Annotated in this window: 12 protein-coding genes and 1 tRNA gene; 6 read left to right on the plus strand and 7 right to left on the minus strand. The window is 65.9% G+C overall.

From position 1 onward, the window contains the following. Positions 1-74 precede the first annotated feature (74 nt). From ROR02_RS13420 to ROR02_RS13430, 3 genes are all read right to left on the minus strand, one after another. Complete coding sequence (locus ROR02_RS13420; protein WP_246135545.1) at positions 75-1,757, minus strand: methyl-accepting chemotaxis protein; 1,683 nt, start codon at positions 1,755-1,757, stop codon at positions 75-77. A 98-nt stretch (positions 1,758-1,855) separates the two neighbouring features. Further along, positions 1,856-3,403, minus strand: a complete 1,548-nt coding sequence (locus ROR02_RS13425) for a Ppx/GppA family phosphatase (RefSeq protein ID WP_307725155.1) — start codon at positions 3,401-3,403, stop codon at positions 1,856-1,858. A gap of 4 nt (positions 3,404-3,407) precedes the next feature. Next, complete coding sequence (locus tag ROR02_RS13430) at positions 3,408-5,594, minus strand: RNA degradosome polyphosphate kinase (RefSeq protein ID WP_407672657.1); 2,187 nt, start codon at positions 5,592-5,594, stop codon at positions 3,408-3,410. 128 nt (positions 5,595-5,722) lie between these two features. On the opposite strand from ROR02_RS13430, the gene ROR02_RS13435 reads away from it, so the two are divergent. Together ROR02_RS13435 and ROR02_RS13440 are read left to right on the plus strand one after the other, a co-directional pair. Continuing rightward, entirely contained in the window at positions 5,723-6,250 is a 528-nt protein-coding gene (locus ROR02_RS13435; RefSeq protein WP_246135546.1) for a SixA phosphatase family protein, read from the plus strand. A 422-nt stretch (positions 6,251-6,672) separates the two neighbouring features. Further along, the gene (locus tag ROR02_RS13440) at positions 6,673-7,299 is read left to right on the plus strand and encodes a LysE family translocator (RefSeq protein ID WP_147164555.1); all 627 of its coding nucleotides are present in this window, start codon (positions 6,673-6,675) and stop codon (positions 7,297-7,299) included. An 86-nt stretch (positions 7,300-7,385) separates the two neighbouring features. On the opposite strand, the gene draG is transcribed toward ROR02_RS13440, so the two are convergent. Together draG and ROR02_RS13450 are read right to left on the minus strand one after the other, a co-directional pair. Beyond that, positions 7,386-8,282 carry an ADP-ribosyl-[dinitrogen reductase] hydrolase gene (gene draG / locus ROR02_RS13445; protein WP_147164556.1) on the minus strand — a complete coding sequence of 299 codons (897 nt, stop codon included), beginning with the start codon at positions 8,280-8,282 and terminating at the stop codon, positions 7,386-7,388. A gap of 31 nt (positions 8,283-8,313) precedes the next feature. Further along, positions 8,314-9,144, minus strand: coding sequence for an NAD(+)--dinitrogen-reductase ADP-D-ribosyltransferase (locus ROR02_RS13450; RefSeq protein ID WP_147164557.1), 831 nt, complete (start codon positions 9,142-9,144; stop codon positions 8,314-8,316). 378 nt (positions 9,145-9,522) lie between these two features. Between ROR02_RS13450 and nifH the strand changes: the two genes are divergently transcribed. The 3 genes from nifH (at position 9,523) to nifK (ending at position 13,570) form a co-directional block, all read left to right on the plus strand. Next, positions 9,523-10,398: a nitrogenase iron protein gene (nifH, locus tag ROR02_RS13455; protein ID WP_147164558.1), complete on the plus strand. Its 876-nt coding sequence runs from the start codon at positions 9,523-9,525 to the stop codon at positions 10,396-10,398. A gap of 152 nt (positions 10,399-10,550) precedes the next feature. Then, positions 10,551-12,014, plus strand: a complete 1,464-nt coding sequence (nifD, locus tag ROR02_RS13460; protein WP_147164559.1) for a nitrogenase molybdenum-iron protein alpha chain — start codon at positions 10,551-10,553, stop codon at positions 12,012-12,014. 35 nt (positions 12,015-12,049) lie between these two features. Beyond that, on the plus strand, positions 12,050-13,570 hold the full coding sequence (gene nifK / locus ROR02_RS13465) for a nitrogenase molybdenum-iron protein subunit beta (RefSeq protein WP_147164560.1): 1,521 nt from the start codon (positions 12,050-12,052) through the stop codon (positions 13,568-13,570). Positions 13,571-13,757: 187 nt separating this feature from the next. Here nifK and ROR02_RS13470 read toward each other — a convergent pair whose 3' ends face one another. Further along, on the minus strand, positions 13,758-14,237 hold the full coding sequence (locus ROR02_RS13470; protein WP_170245118.1) for a copper chaperone PCu(A)C: 480 nt from the start codon (positions 14,235-14,237) through the stop codon (positions 13,758-13,760). A 187-nt stretch (positions 14,238-14,424) separates the two neighbouring features. Continuing rightward, entirely contained in the window at positions 14,425-15,384 is a 960-nt protein-coding gene (locus ROR02_RS13475) for a DMT family transporter (protein WP_147164562.1), read from the minus strand. A gap of 320 nt (positions 15,385-15,704) precedes the next feature. On the opposite strand from ROR02_RS13475, the gene ROR02_RS13480 reads away from it, so the two are divergent. Further along, positions 15,705-15,780 (plus strand) — tRNA-Thr (locus ROR02_RS13480). Positions 15,781-15,901 lie beyond the last annotated feature (121 nt).

A 15,901-nucleotide genomic window follows, 5' to 3' on the forward strand; every position in this document is an offset into this window, starting at 1 on the left:
CAGTCGGCGGGCCGTGACCCGGATCAGTCTCCAATGCCACGGGTCCGATTTTGGCACGAAAAAAGCCTCCCCGCTCATGATCCGGCGCGCAGTTCGGCCAGGAAGCGGTTGAGTTCTCGTTCCAGGATCTTGTTCTCGTCGGCCAGCTCGGCGGCCACGGCGAACAGGGATTCGGCCATGCGCCCGGTTTCGCTGGCGGTCTGGGCCAGGGTTGAAACGCCGCCCGAAACCGCGCGCACGCCCTGGCTGGCCGCGTCCACGTTGCGGGCGATGTCGGCGGTGACGGCGCCTTGTTCCTCGACCGCGCCGGCGATGGCGGTGGAAAACGAGGCCAGGCGGTCGATGGTGTGCCCGATGGCGTCGATCGCGGCCACCATGGCGTGGGTTTCGCCTTGAACGGCCTCGATCTGGTCCTTGATTTCGTCGGTGGCCTTGGCGGTCTGGCCGGCCAGGTCCTTGACCTCGTGGGCCACCACCTGGAACCCCTTGCCGGCCTCGCCCGCGCGCGAGGCCTCGATGGTGGCGTTCAGCGCGAGCAGGTTGGTCTGGCTGGCAATGGCGTTGATCAGGCCCAGCACCGCGCCGATGCGTCCGGCGGTCTCGGTCAGACCCTGGGCGGTCTGGCTGGTCTCGCGGGCCTCGCTCACCGCTTCCTGGGCCAGGGTCGTGGACTGGGTGACCTGGCGCGCGATCTCCTGGATCGACGCGGCCAGTTGTTGCCCGGCCGCCGAAACGCTTTCCACGTTGGCCGAGGCTTTCTCGCTGGCGCTGGCCAGGGTCGCGCTTTCCTGGTCGGCCTCGGCGGCCGCGCGGGCCAGGGCCTGGGCGGCCTGATTGAGGCGGGCCAGCGACGCGCCTCCCCGGGTCACCGCGTCGCGCAGGCGCTGTTCCACCTGATCGGCCAGGGCCAGCAGCTCCCGGCGGCGCTGCCCGCGGCCTTCCTGGTCCAGGCGTTCGGCTTCGGCGCGCAGGCGTTCGGTTTCGGCCGCGTTGGCCTGGAACACGGCCAGCGCCCGGGCCATGGCGCCGATGTCGTCGGGCCGGTCGGTGTCGGGCACGGGCAGCGAACGCGCCCCGGCCGCCACCTGCGTCATGGTGTCGATGATCCGGCGCAAGGGATTGGTCAAGGTCTGGCGCGACACCAGAAGGGCAAGGCCCAGCCCCGCCGCGCCGCTGACGCCCAGAATGACAAGGGTCAGGAACCGCACCCGATGCGAGGCCGCGAAGTATTCGGCCACGGGCAGCCCCACGTACAAGATGCCCACCACCCGCCCGCTTTGGTCGATCAACGGGTCATAGCCGGTGATGTACGAAACCCCCAGAATATCGACGATGCCCCGGAATGGCTTTTCGCGGGTGAACACGGCCTCGAAGGCCGCGTTGCGGGCCAGGGTGGTGCCAAGGGCGCGACCGCCATCGGCGCTGCGAATGGTGGTGGCCACCCGCTGGTCCCCGCGAAACACGGTGGCGGTGCCTCCCACCTGGGCCACGATCTCGTCCACCAGGTCGTTGGCTTCCTCAAGGGGGGTGGTGCCGGCGAACAGGTGGCCGCCTTCCTCGTGGATGGTGTCCCCCCGTGCCTTCAGCGTGTTCCAGGCCACGCGCATGTTGCGCTCGATGGCGGCGTGGGCGGCGGTGCGGGCTTCGTGTTCCAGGACCAGGGTGCTCATCACCGCCACCGGGGCGCCGATAAGCACGGTGTTCAAGAGCACGACAAGCCCGATCCGTCGGGACACCGTGAGCCGGATGGGGCGCATCCCTCCCTCCTTTGACGATGGATACATTCCAAGGCTTAGGAGGACAGCCTGGCGGCGTCAAGTCAGGGGAGGGGCGATGTAGGTGACGCGGCCCCGGATCAACTCCGGGGGCCGGGCGGGGGCAGGAACGCGACCTGAGGGGTCAGCCCGAGGCCGCGCGCCAGCCGGTCCAGGCGCTTGCCCAGGGCGTCGGGCTGGTACAAGGGGTCGTCGGGCGGCAGGTGCACGGTCAAGGCGCCGTCCTGGGCGGTCAGCGCGGTGCGGCCGATCAGACCCGGCGCGCCACCGCTCAGCGTGTAGCCCAGGCGCAGGGCATGGCCGATGGTCCGCACCTGAAGGCGGGCCCGGTCGTCGAGCAGGCGTTCGGCCCGCGACACCCAGTCGTCGCCGGGATCGCTGGTGTAGCGGTGACGCACCGCCAGGGCGAGGCGGGCGCGGTCGGTGTGGCTCAGCCCCATGAAGGGCATCTTCAGCACCCGGTGAAAGGCCTGCTCGGCGCGGTAATCGGGATGCTCCGACCAGAACACATCCCCGATCAGGCAGGTGGCCAGGCGCAGGCGCGCTTCCTCCGGGGTTTCGCCCAGGAAAAGCGGCGCCATCCACGCCATGAGTTCGCGCCCCTGGCAGGGAAAGCGCCCGGCGGCGCGGGCCAGGGCCTCGCAGGAACTGATCACCGGGTCCTGCCGTTGCACCTCGGGGGTCAGGGTGCGGAAATAGCGCCCCTCGCGCATGCCATACACGGAAAACACCAGACGATCGGGCCGCGCTTCCTGAAGCAGGCGCTCCAGCAGCACGGCCGCCATCGACAAGGTGGGCAGGCGCTTGCGGCTGATGCCCTCAATGCTTTCCAGCGACTTGCGCGACAGGCGCGAAATCAGGTCGATCAGGCGCAGCGCGTCGTCGCACGACAGGGAAAAGTTGTCGAGCACATGCAGCGGATAGGTCATCTGCTCGATGCACACCCGCGCCAGCGTGCGCCACGCCCCGCCCACGGCATACAAGGCGCGCCCCCGGCACTGGTCGAGCCAGGGCAGGCCGATCAGGTGCTCGTCGATGATCTCGACCGCGCGGGCGCGTTCGTTGTCGGCCGCCTCCGACAGGCGCAGCACGCCCAGCGGCATGGTGGTGTAGGGGCCGAAATCGCCCTCGTGGACCATCACCAGTTCCAGGGATCCGCCGCCCAGGTCGGCGACCATGCCGTTGGCCTCGGGCAGGCCGCACAGCACGCCCAGGGCGGCCATGCGCGCTTCCTCCTCGCCACTCAGCAAGCTGACGGGCAAGCTGGTGGCCTGCTCCAGCTCGGCGACGAAGGCGGCCCCGTCCCAGGCGTCGCGCACGGCGGCGGTGGCCACCAGGTCCAGGCGCTCCACCCCCATGGCGCGGGCCAGCCGCGCGAAGCGGACCACGGCGGCCCGGGCCTGGACCTTGCCCTCGGGGTTGAGCACGCCCGATTCCCCCAGGCCCCGGCCCAGGCCGCAGGTGGCCTTTTCGTTCAAGATCGGCTGGGGCGTGCGCTCCTGGCCGCGATACACGACCAGACGCACCGAGTTCGATCCGATATCCACCACGCCCAGCGCCGAGGCCGGATCATGCACCGAGGCTTCAAGGGCGGAGGCCATTTCCGCCGCCGACAGGCAAGACCGCATTCCCTTACCCCCGGGGGCTGGACAGGACAAGGGACGGCACCGCCGTTTCCGGTCCCGACAGGGCCGACCCCCGCCCCGACAGGCTGGGATTGGTCATGAAATAGGTGTGGGCGGAAAAGGCATCGTCGCCGGCCTTGGCGCGCAGAAACTCGCCGCTCGCGGTCAGGTACCACGACTGGGCGCGGTCGTTCAGATTGGCGACCATGATCTGTTCCACCACCTGCGCCTTCACGGTCGGATTCTCGATCGGCACCAATGCCTCCACCCGTCGTTCCAGATTGCGCGGCATCCAGTCCGCCGACGAGATGTAAACCAGGGCATTGGGTCCCGGCAACGGTTCCCCGTTGCCAAAGCAGGCAATCCGCGAATGCTCCAGGAAGCGCCCGACGATCGACTTCACCCGGATGTTTTCCGACAGGCCGGCCACGCCCGGGCGCAGGCAGCAAATACCCCGCACCACCAGATCGATCTGAACCCCGTCGCACGACGCCCGGTACAAGGCGTCGATCACATCGGCGTCAACCAGCGAGTTGACCTTGGCCCAGATGGTGCCCGGCCGGCCGGCGCGGGCATGCCCGGCCTCGGCCTGGATGCACTCCAAAAGCCGTTCCTTGAGGCCCAGGGGCGCGATGCGCAGCTTTTCCATGCGCTCGGGCGTCGCGTAGCCGGTCATGAAGTTGAACGCCTTGGCCGCGTCCTGGCACAGGTCGGGATCGGCGGTGAAAAACGACAGGTCAGTGTAAATCTTGGCGGTGATCGGGTGATAGTTGCCGGTGCCGAAGTGAACATAAGGCCGCAGTTCGCCCCCCTCGCGGCGGATGACCATGGAAATCTTGGCGTGGGTCTTCAGGTCCATGAAGCCATACACCACGTTGACCCCGGCCCGCTCCAGGTCGCGGGCCCAGCGGATGTTGGCCTCCTCGTCGAAGCGGGCCTTCAGTTCGACCATCGCCGTCACCGATTTGCCCGCCTCGGCCGCCTCGCACAAGGCGGCCACGATCGGCGAGTTGTTCGACGTGCGGTACAAGGTCTGCTTGATCGCCAGCACGTTGGGATCGCGGGCCGCCTGAAGCAGGAACTGCACCACCACGTCGAAGGATTCATAGGGGTGGTGAACAATGATGTCCTTCTTGCGGATCGCGGCGAAGCAGTCGCCGCCAAAATCCCGGATGCGCTCGGGAAAGCGCGCGGTGTAGGGCGTGAACTGAAGGTCCGGGCGGTCGTCGGTGATCAGCTGCTTCAGGTCGGCCAGCCCGATGGGCCCGCGTACCTTGAACAGATCCTCCTCGGCCACGTCCATTTCATCGCAGATCAGCTTGACCAGATCCTCGGGCATGTCGGCGTTCAAGGTCAGGCGGATGCAGTGCCCGCGCCGGCGTCGCTTCAGCGCCGACTCAAAGCTCATCACCAGATCCTCGGCCTCCTCGTCCACCTCCATCACCGAATCGCGGATGACCCGGAAATGCCCCCCCTGGCTGACGTTGAAGCCCGGGAACAGGCGATCAAGGAACAGCGACACCATGTCTTCCAGGAACAAGAAGCGCATGGCGCGCGGCCCCGGAGACGGCAGGCGGATGAAACGCGGCGCATGGTGGGGCAACGGCACCAGGGCGCGCAACGACGCCTGATCCCCGGGCCGGATCAGGTGCAGCACCAGCGCATGGCCCAGGTTGGGAATGAAGGGGAAGGGGTGGGCCGGATCAATGGCCAGCGGCGTGAGCACCGGAAACACCTGGGTGGCAAAGAACTGCTCCACCCACACCCGTTCCTCGCGGGTCAGCTCGCCCGGCGCGACCACGCTCAGGCCCTCCTTGGCCATCTCCTCGTGCAGCTCGGCCCAGGCGGCTTGCTGCTCGTCCAGCAACAGGCGGGCCATGCGGTTGATCGCCGCCAGCTGCTGCGGAGGCGTCAGGCCATCGGGGCTCACCTGCTTGACCCCGGCCGACACCTGACCCTTCAAGCCGGCCACGCGGACCATGTAGAACTCGTCGAGGTTGGATCCCGAGATCGACAGGAACCGCACCCGCTCCATCAAGGGATGGCGGGTGTTGAAGGCCTCTTCCATGACGCGGAAATTGAACCCCAGCCAGGATTGTTCCCGGTTGATGAAGCGTTCGGGCATGTCAAAGGTAAGCGTGGGGTGGTCTCCGATGCCGGCGCCCATCGGGGCGGAGGGCGGAACGGTGGTCATGACTGGCCTTCCTTCCTGATCCTTGCAAAGATGGGATACCGTCACGCACGGCCCCATCCCCTGGCGGCGTTTGTACGCCAGCGGAAGGGACGTGCAAAGTTGCCCGCCGGGAGCCGGACATACCTTTCATGATTATGAAACGATTGTTGCTGTTACGCCATGGCAAGTCCGACTGGTCCACCCCCGGTCTCGACGACGCCGAGCGCCCCCTGGCCGCGCGCGGCGAACGCGCGGCCGGACGCATGGGCGGACGCCTGGCCCAGGCCGCCCTGACCTTGCCCGCGCTCGATCTCGTGCTGTGCTCGCCCGCGCGCCGCGCCCGCGAAACCCTGGCCCTGATCCGCCCCGCGCTGCCCGAGGCCGTTCCGGTGCACGAGGAAGCCGGCCTCTACGTGTTCGAACCCGACCCCCTGCTGGGCCGCCTGCGCGCCCTTGAGGAATCCCTGGCCGCCGTGCTGGTGGTCGGCCACAACCCGGCCCTGGAACAAGTCGCCCGCCGCCTCGCCGGCCCCGGCAGCGACCCCAAGGCCCTGTCCCGCCTCGCGATCAAATTCCCCACCGCCGCGCTGGCCGAACTGTGGATCGAAGGCCCCTGGTCCACCCTGGCCGAAGCTCCGTCGCGCCTGATCGCCTTCGACCGGCCCCGGGATCTGTAGGCGGGCGCGTGTGCCGCGTTGTTCCCGGTTCAAGGGCGGGGCGCCGCCCCGCTCCCCGCTGGGGCCGGGGGCCGGTGAGGGAGGGACGGCCATTACTGGCCGCCCCCCCCTCGCAGAACCGGACGGGCCCGATTAAGGCATCCGGCTCCCAGGTTTTGTCTGGGCGGTCATCGCCGAAGTGCCGGTTTTGGCAGGGATTGGAACCACGGGCGTTGCCGAGCGCTCTGCCACGAGAGGCGATGGCGCTGGCTGCGCTTGCGGAGTTCCATGATCCATCCCCTGCCTCCGGGGCTACGATTTGTGATGTGCTCAGGGCGGGAAGCTGCTTATTCCCTTGCTTTCCCGAAGCTTCGGAGTCGGGATCAGGCGCGACGGGCGGATGGCCCGGGGCGTGGGAAGGGGGAAGGGGGAAGGGGGAAGGCATGAGTGTGATGGAAAGCCTGCTGACGCTGGGGTCGATCGCGGTGGTGCAGGCGTTGGCGGTGATGTCGCCGGGGCCCAGTTTCCTGGTGGTGGCGCGCACGGCGATGGCGCGCTCGCGGAGCGAGGGGGTGAAGGTGGCGGTGGGGTTGGCGCTGGGGACGGTGGTGTGGTCGTCGGCGGCCTTGCTGGGGCTGAACGCGTTGTTTCAGGTCGTGCCCGTGTTGTTCACGGTCATGAAGGCGGTGGGTGCGTTGTTTTTGCTGTGGATTGCCGTGCAGACCTTCCGCCACGCCCGCGCGCCCCTGAGCCTGGAGGGGAGCCAGGATCGGGCGTTGGCCAACCCGTTCGTGCGCGGGTTCTTGACCCAGGTTTCGAATCCCAAGGTGGTGGTGTTCTTCGGGTCGCTGTTTATCGCCCTGCTGCCCGCCCAGGTGCCGGCGTGGATGGTGGTGGCGCTGGTCGTGCTGGTGTCGTTCAACGAACTGTGGTGGTACTCCACCGTTTCGCTGTTTTGCGGGGTGGGGCCGGTGCGGGCGTGGTACCTGCGCGCGAAGACAACCGTGGATCGGGTGACCGGGGTTTTCCTGGGGGCGTTGGGATTGAAGCTGCTGGCCGACGTGCCCTGACGCCCGGAGGAGGGGAGGGGGCAACGCCTGACGCCTGGAGGCCGGGGGAGAAGGAAGGGAGGGGGAGAAATCCCTTCGCTTCTCGCCTAGCCGGCGTCGGCGCTGAGTCCGGCCTGGGCCAGGAACGTGTCCACCTGGCGGTAGATTTCCTGGGTGATCTTGTCTTCGAGCTTGCCGAGCCAGGCGGCGGGGATTTCCTGCACGCCATAGGTGGCGCCGGCCAGCATGCCGGCAAGCGCGCCGGTGGTGTCGGCATCGCCCCCTTGGTTGACGGTGCGGATCAGGCAGTTACGGAAGCTGTCGGTCACGAAGTAGTAGTGGAGCACCGTTTGCAAGGTATCGACCACATAGGCCGACGAGCGGCCATGGTAGGGATCGAACCGGAATTCGCGTTCCGCGGCGACCAGGTGATTGGCTTCTTCCCGGCAGGCTTTCATGCCGTGGCCGTGGATGAGCAGGTAGGCCATCCGGGTTAACGTGATGGTGGCCGCGTCGGAAAGCGGATGGTTGTGGGTGGTGTGGGCCTGGGTCAGGGCCCAGGATTCCAGGCGTTCGGGGTTGTTGAGGGAGGCCAGCGCGATGGGCAAGGTGCGCATGGCCGCGCCGTTGCCGCCGTCGCCATCGTGGAACGGGGCCTCGGTCGAGCCCTGGGTGATGAAGCGCCGGATGCCCCGCCGACAGGTATTGCCCACGTCGACCGGCCGGGATTTGAGCCACAGGGCGAATTCCTGGCACACGTCGGCGGCGTCCAAGGTGCCCTTGGCGCACAAGGAGCGGCCGAGCGCCAGGGTCATTTCCGTGTCGTCGGTGACTTGTCCCGGGCGCAGGCGCAGCCAGCCGCCGCCGGTCATCTTGCTGTGGACGCCGTGCATGTGGGCGATTTCGCCGGCGGTCATGAATTCGACGGTGGCGCCCAGGGCATCGCCCACGGCCAGGCCCAGATAGGCACCCAGCGCGCGCTCGTACAGGGAGGGCGGGCTCATGGCCGGCCCTCCTGGATCATGCGAAGGAAGGTCACAGGTAGGTTGCCTTCACCAGATAGTCGCCGCCAATCACCAGGTATTCCCCTTCGCCATTGAGGGGGTGGGTCGGCAGCAAAGTGTTGAAAAACAATATCTTGCAGGTAGGTACCCAGGCTTCGAGAATGGTGTCGCCGAAGCAGTCGGCCACCTCGCGTTCCGAGGAGAACGACACGAGGTTATTGAGGCGGATCACCACCTGACGCGAATCGACCTGTTCGACCTTCTGGTGCTCCATGAAGTCGTTGACGCCGCGATACAACCGGATTTTGCGATCGGGCGGACAGAGGAAGCGGCCAAGGGCCCACTGGCAGAATTCGTACAGCAGATCCAACTGGGAATAGATGGCATTATTATGGAATCGCGAGGCCATCTTCTCCTCGACGTAGGTGGCCCAGGCGGGGGCGGTCACGCGGGGGATGGGGGCCTTGTGGAAGGTGGGGAACAGGCCGAAACGGCTTTCCACCCAGCCCTTGAGCACCGCGCCCTCGCGGGCGTTGGTATCGTACCCCCAGCCCTTGAGCAAGCGCAGATAGCTGGAGCGGAAATGGCGCACGCCGCCAGGCCCGCCCGAGCGGCGCTCCTGCTGCTCGGGGTCGAGGCCGAACACGGCGACCATGTACTTATAGAAAGCCTCGCCGGCGCTGGCCAGGTCGGGGGCGTGGGAGAGCATTTCGAACAGGCTGCCGTTCATTTCGCGCACGCCCGAGATATGGAGCTCGGGCGCGGCCTCGTTGAAATGGGGGCTGGCGAGCAGGGCCGTGGGCAGGCCGACCAGATTGGTGCTGTGGCCCACGCAAGCCAGCTCTTCCGTTGTGTCCCGCATGGCTTGCCCTCCCTGGTCCGGCGGGCCCCGGTGCCCGTTCCTTATCCACACTGTTCATCCGCCCAATTCCTTAGCATCAAGCCCGGGTCCGGGGAACGCAAAAAGGCGTTGCCGTCGCGCCGGGCCGGGGCGACAGGGGGTTCTGTTGGCTCCGCGACAGCGTTTCGGCGGTCCTGTCGGAGGATTGTCGTGTTTGCGACAGCCTGCCGCTTGACGAATAGGTCAACCGTTTTTGCTCAGGTCGTTGATATTTAACGGATTTGGTAAAAACGAGGGCGGTTGGCGCGGTTTGGCACGGGATCTGCATAAAAGGAGGCGAGCACGACGGGACAGACCCGGCGGACCCCTTAAGACCTAGCACGAAAGAGGATGCATCCCATGAGCGCACTCCGTCAGATCGCTTTCTATGGAAAGGGTGGTATCGGTAAGTCCACCACCTCCCAGAACACCCTGGCGGCCCTGGCCGAGATGGATCAGCGCATCCTGATCGTCGGCTGCGACCCGAAGGCGGACTCCACTCGACTGATCTTGAACACCAAGCTGCAAGACACGGTGCTGCACCTGGCCGCCGAGGCCGGCTCGGTCGAGGACCTGGAGCTGGAAGACGTTCTGAAGATCGGCTACCTGGGCATCAAGTGCACCGAGTCCGGCGGTCCCGAGCCCGGCGTGGGCTGCGCCGGTCGTGGCGTGATCACCGCCATCAACTTCCTGGAAGAGAACGGCGCCTACGACGATGTGGACTACGTGTCCTACGACGTGCTGGGTGACGTGGTGTGCGGCGGGTTCGCGATGCCGATCCGCGAAAACAAGGCCCAGGAAATCTACATCGTCATGTCGGGCGAGATGATGGCCCTGTACGCGGCCAACAACATCGCCAAGGGCATTTTGAAGTACGCCCACACCGGTGGCGTGCGTCTGGGCGGCCTGATCTGCAACGAGCGCCGCACCGACAAGGAACTGGAACTGGCCGAGGCCCTGTCGGCTCGCCTGGGCTGCAAGCTCATCCACTTCGTGCCCCGCGACAACATCGTGCAGCACGCCGAGCTGCGCCGCCAGACGGTGATCCAGTACGACACCAACAGCCAGCAGGCCAAGGAATACCGCCAGCTGGCCACCAAGATCCACGGCAATTCGGGCAAGGGCGTGGTCCCCACCCCGATCACCATGGAAGAGCTGGAAGAGATGCTGATGGAATTCGGCATCATGCAGTCCGAAGAGCAGCGCCTGGCCGAAATCGCGGCCTCGGAAGCCTAAGGGCTGGATCGTCACAGGAGGAGCGCCGGCCCCGGCCGGTGCTTCTCCCCTGGTCTGACGGTCCGCAGGGTCCCGCCAGACTCGTGCCCTTTCGTCCTGCCCTGGGGGTTCCAGGGACGTGGACGGCCGATCGATGTTGAAGGAGAGAGGACATGAGCCTCGATTACAAGAACGACTCGGACCTGGCGAAAGAAGCCATCGCGGAAGCCCTGGACGCCTATCCCGAAAAGGCCGCCAAGAAGCGCAAGAAGCACCTCGGCACCATTGACGTGACCGAGGAAGGCACTTCGTGCGGCGTGAAGTCCAATGTGAAGTCCGTTCCCGGTGTGATGACCATTCGCGGCTGCGCCTATGCCGGCTCGAAGGGTGTGTGCTGGGGCCCGATCAAGGACATGGTCCACATCAGCCATGGTCCGGTCGGATGCGGTCAGTATTCGTGGTCGCAGCGCCGGAACTACTACAACGGCACCACGGGCGTTGACTCGTTCGTGACCATGCAGATCACGTCGGACTTCCAGGAAAAGGACATCGTCTTCGGCGGCGACAAGATCCTGGAAAAGATGATCGACGAGGCCAAGGAACTGTTTCCGCTGGCCCGTGGCTTTTCGGTTCAGTCTGAATGCCCCATTGGCCTGATCGGTGACGACATCGAGGCCGTGGCGCGCAAGAAGGCGAAGGATGTCGGGCTGCCGGTCATTCCGGTGCGTTGCGAAGGCTTCCGCGGTGTTTCCCAGTCGCTGGGCCACCACATCGCCAACGACACCGTGCGCGACTGGGTGTTCACTCGCGAGAACACCGAGGTTTTCGAGTCCACTCCCTACGACGTCAACATCATCGGCGACTACAACATTGGTGGCGATGCGTGGTCCTCGCGCATCCTGCTGGAAGAAATCGGCCTGCGGGTGATTGCCCAGTGGACCGGTGACTCGACCCTGGCCGAAATGGAGCGCGCTCCGAAGGCCAAGATCAATCTCATCCACTGCTACCGGTCGATGAACTACATCTGCCGTCACATGGAAGAGAAGTACAATATTCCTTGGATGGAATACAACTTCTTCGGCCCGAGCCAGATCGAGAAGTCGCTGCGCAAGATCGCGGCTCACTTCGACGAAACGATCCAGGCGAATGCCGAGCGCGTGATCGCCAAGTATCGTCCGATGGCCGATGCGATCATTGCCAAGTTCCGTCCGCGCCTGGAAGGGAAGAAGGTGCTGCTGTACGTGGGTGGCCTGCGTCCGCGCCACACCGCGACCGCGTATGAAGACCTGGGCATGCAGATTGTCGGCGCCGGGTACGAATTCGCGCACAACGACGACTACCAGCGCACCACCGAGTACATGAAGGACGGCACGCTGATTTTCGACGACGTGACTGGCGCCGAGCTGGAAACGTTCATTGAAAAGCTGCGCCCCGACCTGGTGGGCTCGGGCATCAAGGAAAAGTACTCCGTCCAGAAGATGGGTGTGCCGTTCCGTCAGATGCACTCTTGGGACTATTCGGGTCCGTATCACGGCTACGACGGGTTCGCCGTCTTTGCCCGCGACATGGACATGGCGATCAACAACCCCGTGTGGAGCATGCACAAGGCTCCCTGGCTTCAGGCCGCCGCCGAGTAACACCCCTAATCCCCCCTTCCATCGGAGTACGGTTCATGCCCCAGAGCGCGGATCAGATCAAAGACCACATTCCTTTGTTCAAGGAACCCGAATACCAGGAAATGTTCGCCCGCAAGAAGGCGGCGTTCGAGAACTGCCACGCCGACGCCCGCGTCGCCGAAATCGCCGATTGGACCAAGTCCTGGGACTACCGCGAAAAGAACCTGGCCCGCGAAGCCCTGGTCGTGAACCCGCAGAAGGCCTGCCAGCCGCTGGGCGCCTTGTTCGCGGCCGCCGGTTTCGACGGGACCTTGGGGTACGTGCACGGCTCGCAGGGCTGCGCGGCGTATTTCCGCTCGCACCTGTCGCGTCACTTCAAGGAAGCCTCGTCGGTGGTCTCGGACTCGATGACCGAGGACGCGGCGGTGTTCGGTGGCCTCAACAACATGGTCGAGGGCCTGGCCAACGCCTACACCTTGTACAAGCCCAAGATGATCGCCGTGTGCACGACCTGCATGGCGGAAGTCATCGGCGACGACCTGCAGGCCTTCATTGCCACCGCGAAGCAGAAGGGCTCGGTGCCCGAAGGCTTCCGCGTGCCCTACGCCCACACGCCTTCGTTCGTTGGCAGCCACACCACCGGCTACGACAACATGATGAAGGGCATCCTGTCGGCCTTCTGGGAAGGCAAGACCCGCACGCCCAACGAGTCGATCAACATCATCCCGGGCTTTGACGGCTACTCGGTTGGCAACGTCCGCGAGCTCAAGCGCGTCTTGAAGTTGATGGACGTGGATGCCACCATCCTGTCGGATACCTCGGACGTTTACGACACGCCGACCGATGGCGAGTTCCGCATGTACGCGGGCGGCACCACCGAGGAAGAAGCGATCGGCGCCCTGAACGCGAAGGCGACGCTCTCGCTGTCGGGGGGCTGCACCCCGCAGACCTTGAAGTACATCGAAGAGCAGGGTCAGGAGACGGTTGCCTTCACCTACCCGATGGGTCTGGGCGCCACCGACGACTTCCTGATGACCCTGTCGCGCCTGACCGGCAAGCCCATTCCCAAGGACCTGGCAATGGAGCGCGGCCGTCTGGTCGACGCCATCGCCGACAGCATGTCGTGGCTGCATGGCAAGAAGTTCGCCGTGTACGGGGATCCGGACTTCACCTACGCCATGGTCCGCTTCCTGATGGAAATGGGCGCCGAACCCACTCACGTTCTGTGCACCAACACCACCAAGAAGTGGGAAGCCGATATCGCCGAGCTGCTGGCTTCCAGCCCGTTCGGGGCCAGCGCCCAGGTGTGGCCGGGTCGCGACCTGTGGCACCTGCGCTCGATCCTGGCCACCGAGCCGGCCGATTTCCTCATCGGCAACTCGTATGGCAAGTACATCGAGAAGGACCTGGGGATCCCCTTGATCCGCCTGACCTTCCCGATCTTCGACCGTCACCACCACCACCGCTTCCCGACCATGTTCTACCAGGGCGGCCTGCGGGTGCTGGTCACCATCCTGGACAAGGTCTTCGACCACCTGGATGCGTCGAGCGACATCAGCTTCGACCTGACCCGCTAGGGTCCGTCGGACGGGGAGGAGGACGGGGGGTCCTCCTTTCCCTGGTTTCGGGACGTTCCGACCCGGTGGGGTATCATCCCCGCAGGCGTCGGGGGTTCTCGCGGATGGCGGGGGCAAGGCTGGGGGGCCTTGCCCCCGCGTTCGCGTTCGGCCCGTGCGCGGGGGGGGCAGGACCGGGCAGGGAGGGCTACTCTCCCTTGGCCGCTGGCGCGGCCGCGCCCAGGGGGCCCGGGGCCTGCACGGTCATGTCGATGGGGATCACCCCGGCGCGCTCGAAGGTCAGGGTCACGGGAAACCGATCCCCTTCCTTGAGCGGTTTTTTCAGATCAATGAACAACAAGCGGGTGCCGCCGGGTTCGAGCACGGTATCCGAATGTGCCATGATATCCATGCCGGGAATGACCCGCTGGCGCGACATGCCGTTGCGGAACGCGGAGGTGTGGACTTCCACCCGGCCGGCGTCGGGGGCCTCGACCTTGATCAGGCGATCGCCGTCACCAGGGTTGTGAACCGTGAAAAAGCCGGCGGCCACGCGGGCGATCGTGGCCGAGGGGCGGACCCAGGCGGCATCAACGGCAAGCGAGTCCGCCGCGTTGGCCCAGGCGGGAATCCCCACCCCGAGGGCCAGCCCGACCATCACGGCGCGGGCACGGGAACGAATGGACATGATGGGCTCCCAAAACCAGGATAACGGGGCGCGTGGGTACCCTATCGGGCCGCGTGCCCCGGGGAAAGAGCCGTGGGAAGGAAAGCCGCCGTGTCGCCCCTTCATGAAGCAACGCAGGGCGCGCGTTGGCGCCCCGCGTCGGGTGTGGGAGAAAGGAAGGCCGGCCACGCGACGGTCCAGGAAAGGCTCAGGCTTCGCTTTTGGCCGAAGCGGAAGCGGGGGAGGAGGCGGGCGCGGGGGCTGCCTTGCGCTCGCCCAGTTGCAACACCATCATGCCGACCATGACCACGCCCACGCCCACGCCCTGAAGCGGGGTCAGGGTTTCGCCCAGCAACAGCCAGCCCATGAGCAAGGTCATCATCGGCCCGGTGAGGCTGAGCAGGCCGGCTCGCTCGGCGCCCCAGCGCCGGATGCCTTCGAACAGAAGGAAAAACGGCAGCACGGTGCACACGGTGGCGATGAACGCGCCCCAGCCCAGGCCGGCCAGGGACAAGTTCCAGCCACCGCCGGCGCTCAGCCAGGGCAGCACCGGCAGGGCGAACAGCAGCACGGCGGTGTTGGACAAGGCGGTGAAGCGGGCCGAGCCCAGGCGGTTGGTCAGGGTTTGGGTGCGGGTCAGGAACAAGGCGTAACTGATCGCCGAGGTCAGCGCCAACGCCACGCCTTGCCACACCAGCCCCCGGCCGCCACTGCTCAAGGTGGGCACGACCAGGATGAGAAGGCCGGTATAGGTGACGGCAAACGCGATCAGACGCCCGCGCGCGGGCCAGCGCCGCAGTTCGATGGCGCGAATCAGCAAGATGAAGGCCGGATAGGTAAACAAAATGACCCGCAGCATGCCGGCGTCGCTGTAGCTCAGGGCCATGAAGTCGCTGATCGTGGCGATCAGGAACAAAATGCCGGTGCCGGCGCACGCCAGGACTTCACGCTTGCCCAGGGCTCCTTGCGGCTTGCCATGGTTGACCAGACGCTCGCCGGCCCAGAACAAGGGCACCGACAACGCGAAGCGCAACAGCAGAACCAAGCCAACCCCGGCCCCGGCGTCGTAGGCGAACTTGGCGGCGATGCCCTTGAACGACAGCGCCACGGTGGCGCCCAGCACCATCCAGGGCGCCCATTCAATGGCGGGTGACGACGAACGGGACATGGCAAACCTCCGGCGCGGGGCGCGCAAGGCAGGAAGAGGAGCGGGGGACCTCCTTACCCTAAGGGCCGCCCGCCCTATGACACCAGTCACTTCCTCGACTATCAGATATAAAAATAGATAATGGCATGACCGAGGGGGTGGCCTGGGGACGCCAGGGTGGGGGGCGGCACGCGGGGCTGTTTTCGCGTCTTTTGACTTCCGGGTGTCCCTGGTTGCGCGTCCTTCCTGCGCGGGCAGGCAAACAAGCCGTTCTGGGGTGGGCGCATCCTCTTGTCAGAGGGCCCGCAACCCCGTAAGAAGGAGAGCTTTTCATGAAGATCGCCGGATTAGCTCAGCTGGTAGAGCAGCTGATTTGTAATCAGAAGGTCGCGGGTTCGATTCCTGCATCCGGCACCATCCAACCCTCTGGAAACAAACGCGTTTCCAGGGGTTTTGCTTTTTCAGAGGTGCGGCCATTTTCGAGTGCGGACCCCATGCGGACCCGCCGGGCGCGGCGCGCGCTTTTGGGGCGCCTCGA

Source organism: Pararhodospirillum oryzae, assembly GCF_007992075.1.
GTDB classification, from domain to species: domain Bacteria; phylum Pseudomonadota; class Alphaproteobacteria; order Rhodospirillales; family Rhodospirillaceae; genus Pararhodospirillum; species Pararhodospirillum oryzae.

What these genes read in the sequence shown, in the direction of transcription:
- ROR02_RS13420 (WP_246135545.1), bottom strand. Translation starts at nt 1,757, where the DNA reads ATGCGCCCCATCCGGCTCACGGTGTCCCGACGGATCGGGCTTGTCGTG.
- ROR02_RS13425 (WP_307725155.1), bottom strand. Translation starts at nt 3,403, where the DNA reads ATGCGGTCTTGCCTGTCGGCGGCGGAAATGGCCTCCGCCCTTGAAGCC.
- ROR02_RS13430 (WP_407672657.1), bottom strand. Translation starts at nt 5,594, where the DNA reads ATGACCACCGTTCCGCCCTCCGCCCCGATGGGCGCCGGCATCGGAGAC.
- ROR02_RS13435 (WP_246135546.1), top strand. Translation starts at nt 5,723, where the DNA reads ATGATTATGAAACGATTGTTGCTGTTACGCCATGGCAAGTCCGACTGG.
- ROR02_RS13440 (WP_147164555.1), top strand. Translation starts at nt 6,673, where the DNA reads ATGAGTGTGATGGAAAGCCTGCTGACGCTGGGGTCGATCGCGGTGGTG.
- draG (WP_147164556.1), bottom strand. Translation starts at nt 8,282, where the DNA reads ATGAGCCCGCCCTCCCTGTACGAGCGCGCGCTGGGTGCCTATCTGGGC.
- ROR02_RS13450 (WP_147164557.1), bottom strand. Translation starts at nt 9,144, where the DNA reads ATGCGGGACACAACGGAAGAGCTGGCTTGCGTGGGCCACAGCACCAAT.
- nifH (WP_147164558.1), top strand. Translation starts at nt 9,523, where the DNA reads ATGAGCGCACTCCGTCAGATCGCTTTCTATGGAAAGGGTGGTATCGGT.
- nifD (WP_147164559.1), top strand. Translation starts at nt 10,551, where the DNA reads ATGAGCCTCGATTACAAGAACGACTCGGACCTGGCGAAAGAAGCCATC.
- nifK (WP_147164560.1), top strand. Translation starts at nt 12,050, where the DNA reads ATGCCCCAGAGCGCGGATCAGATCAAAGACCACATTCCTTTGTTCAAG.
- ROR02_RS13470 (WP_170245118.1), bottom strand. Translation starts at nt 14,237, where the DNA reads ATGTCCATTCGTTCCCGTGCCCGCGCCGTGATGGTCGGGCTGGCCCTC.
- ROR02_RS13475 (WP_147164562.1), bottom strand. Translation starts at nt 15,384, where the DNA reads ATGTCCCGTTCGTCGTCACCCGCCATTGAATGGGCGCCCTGGATGGTG.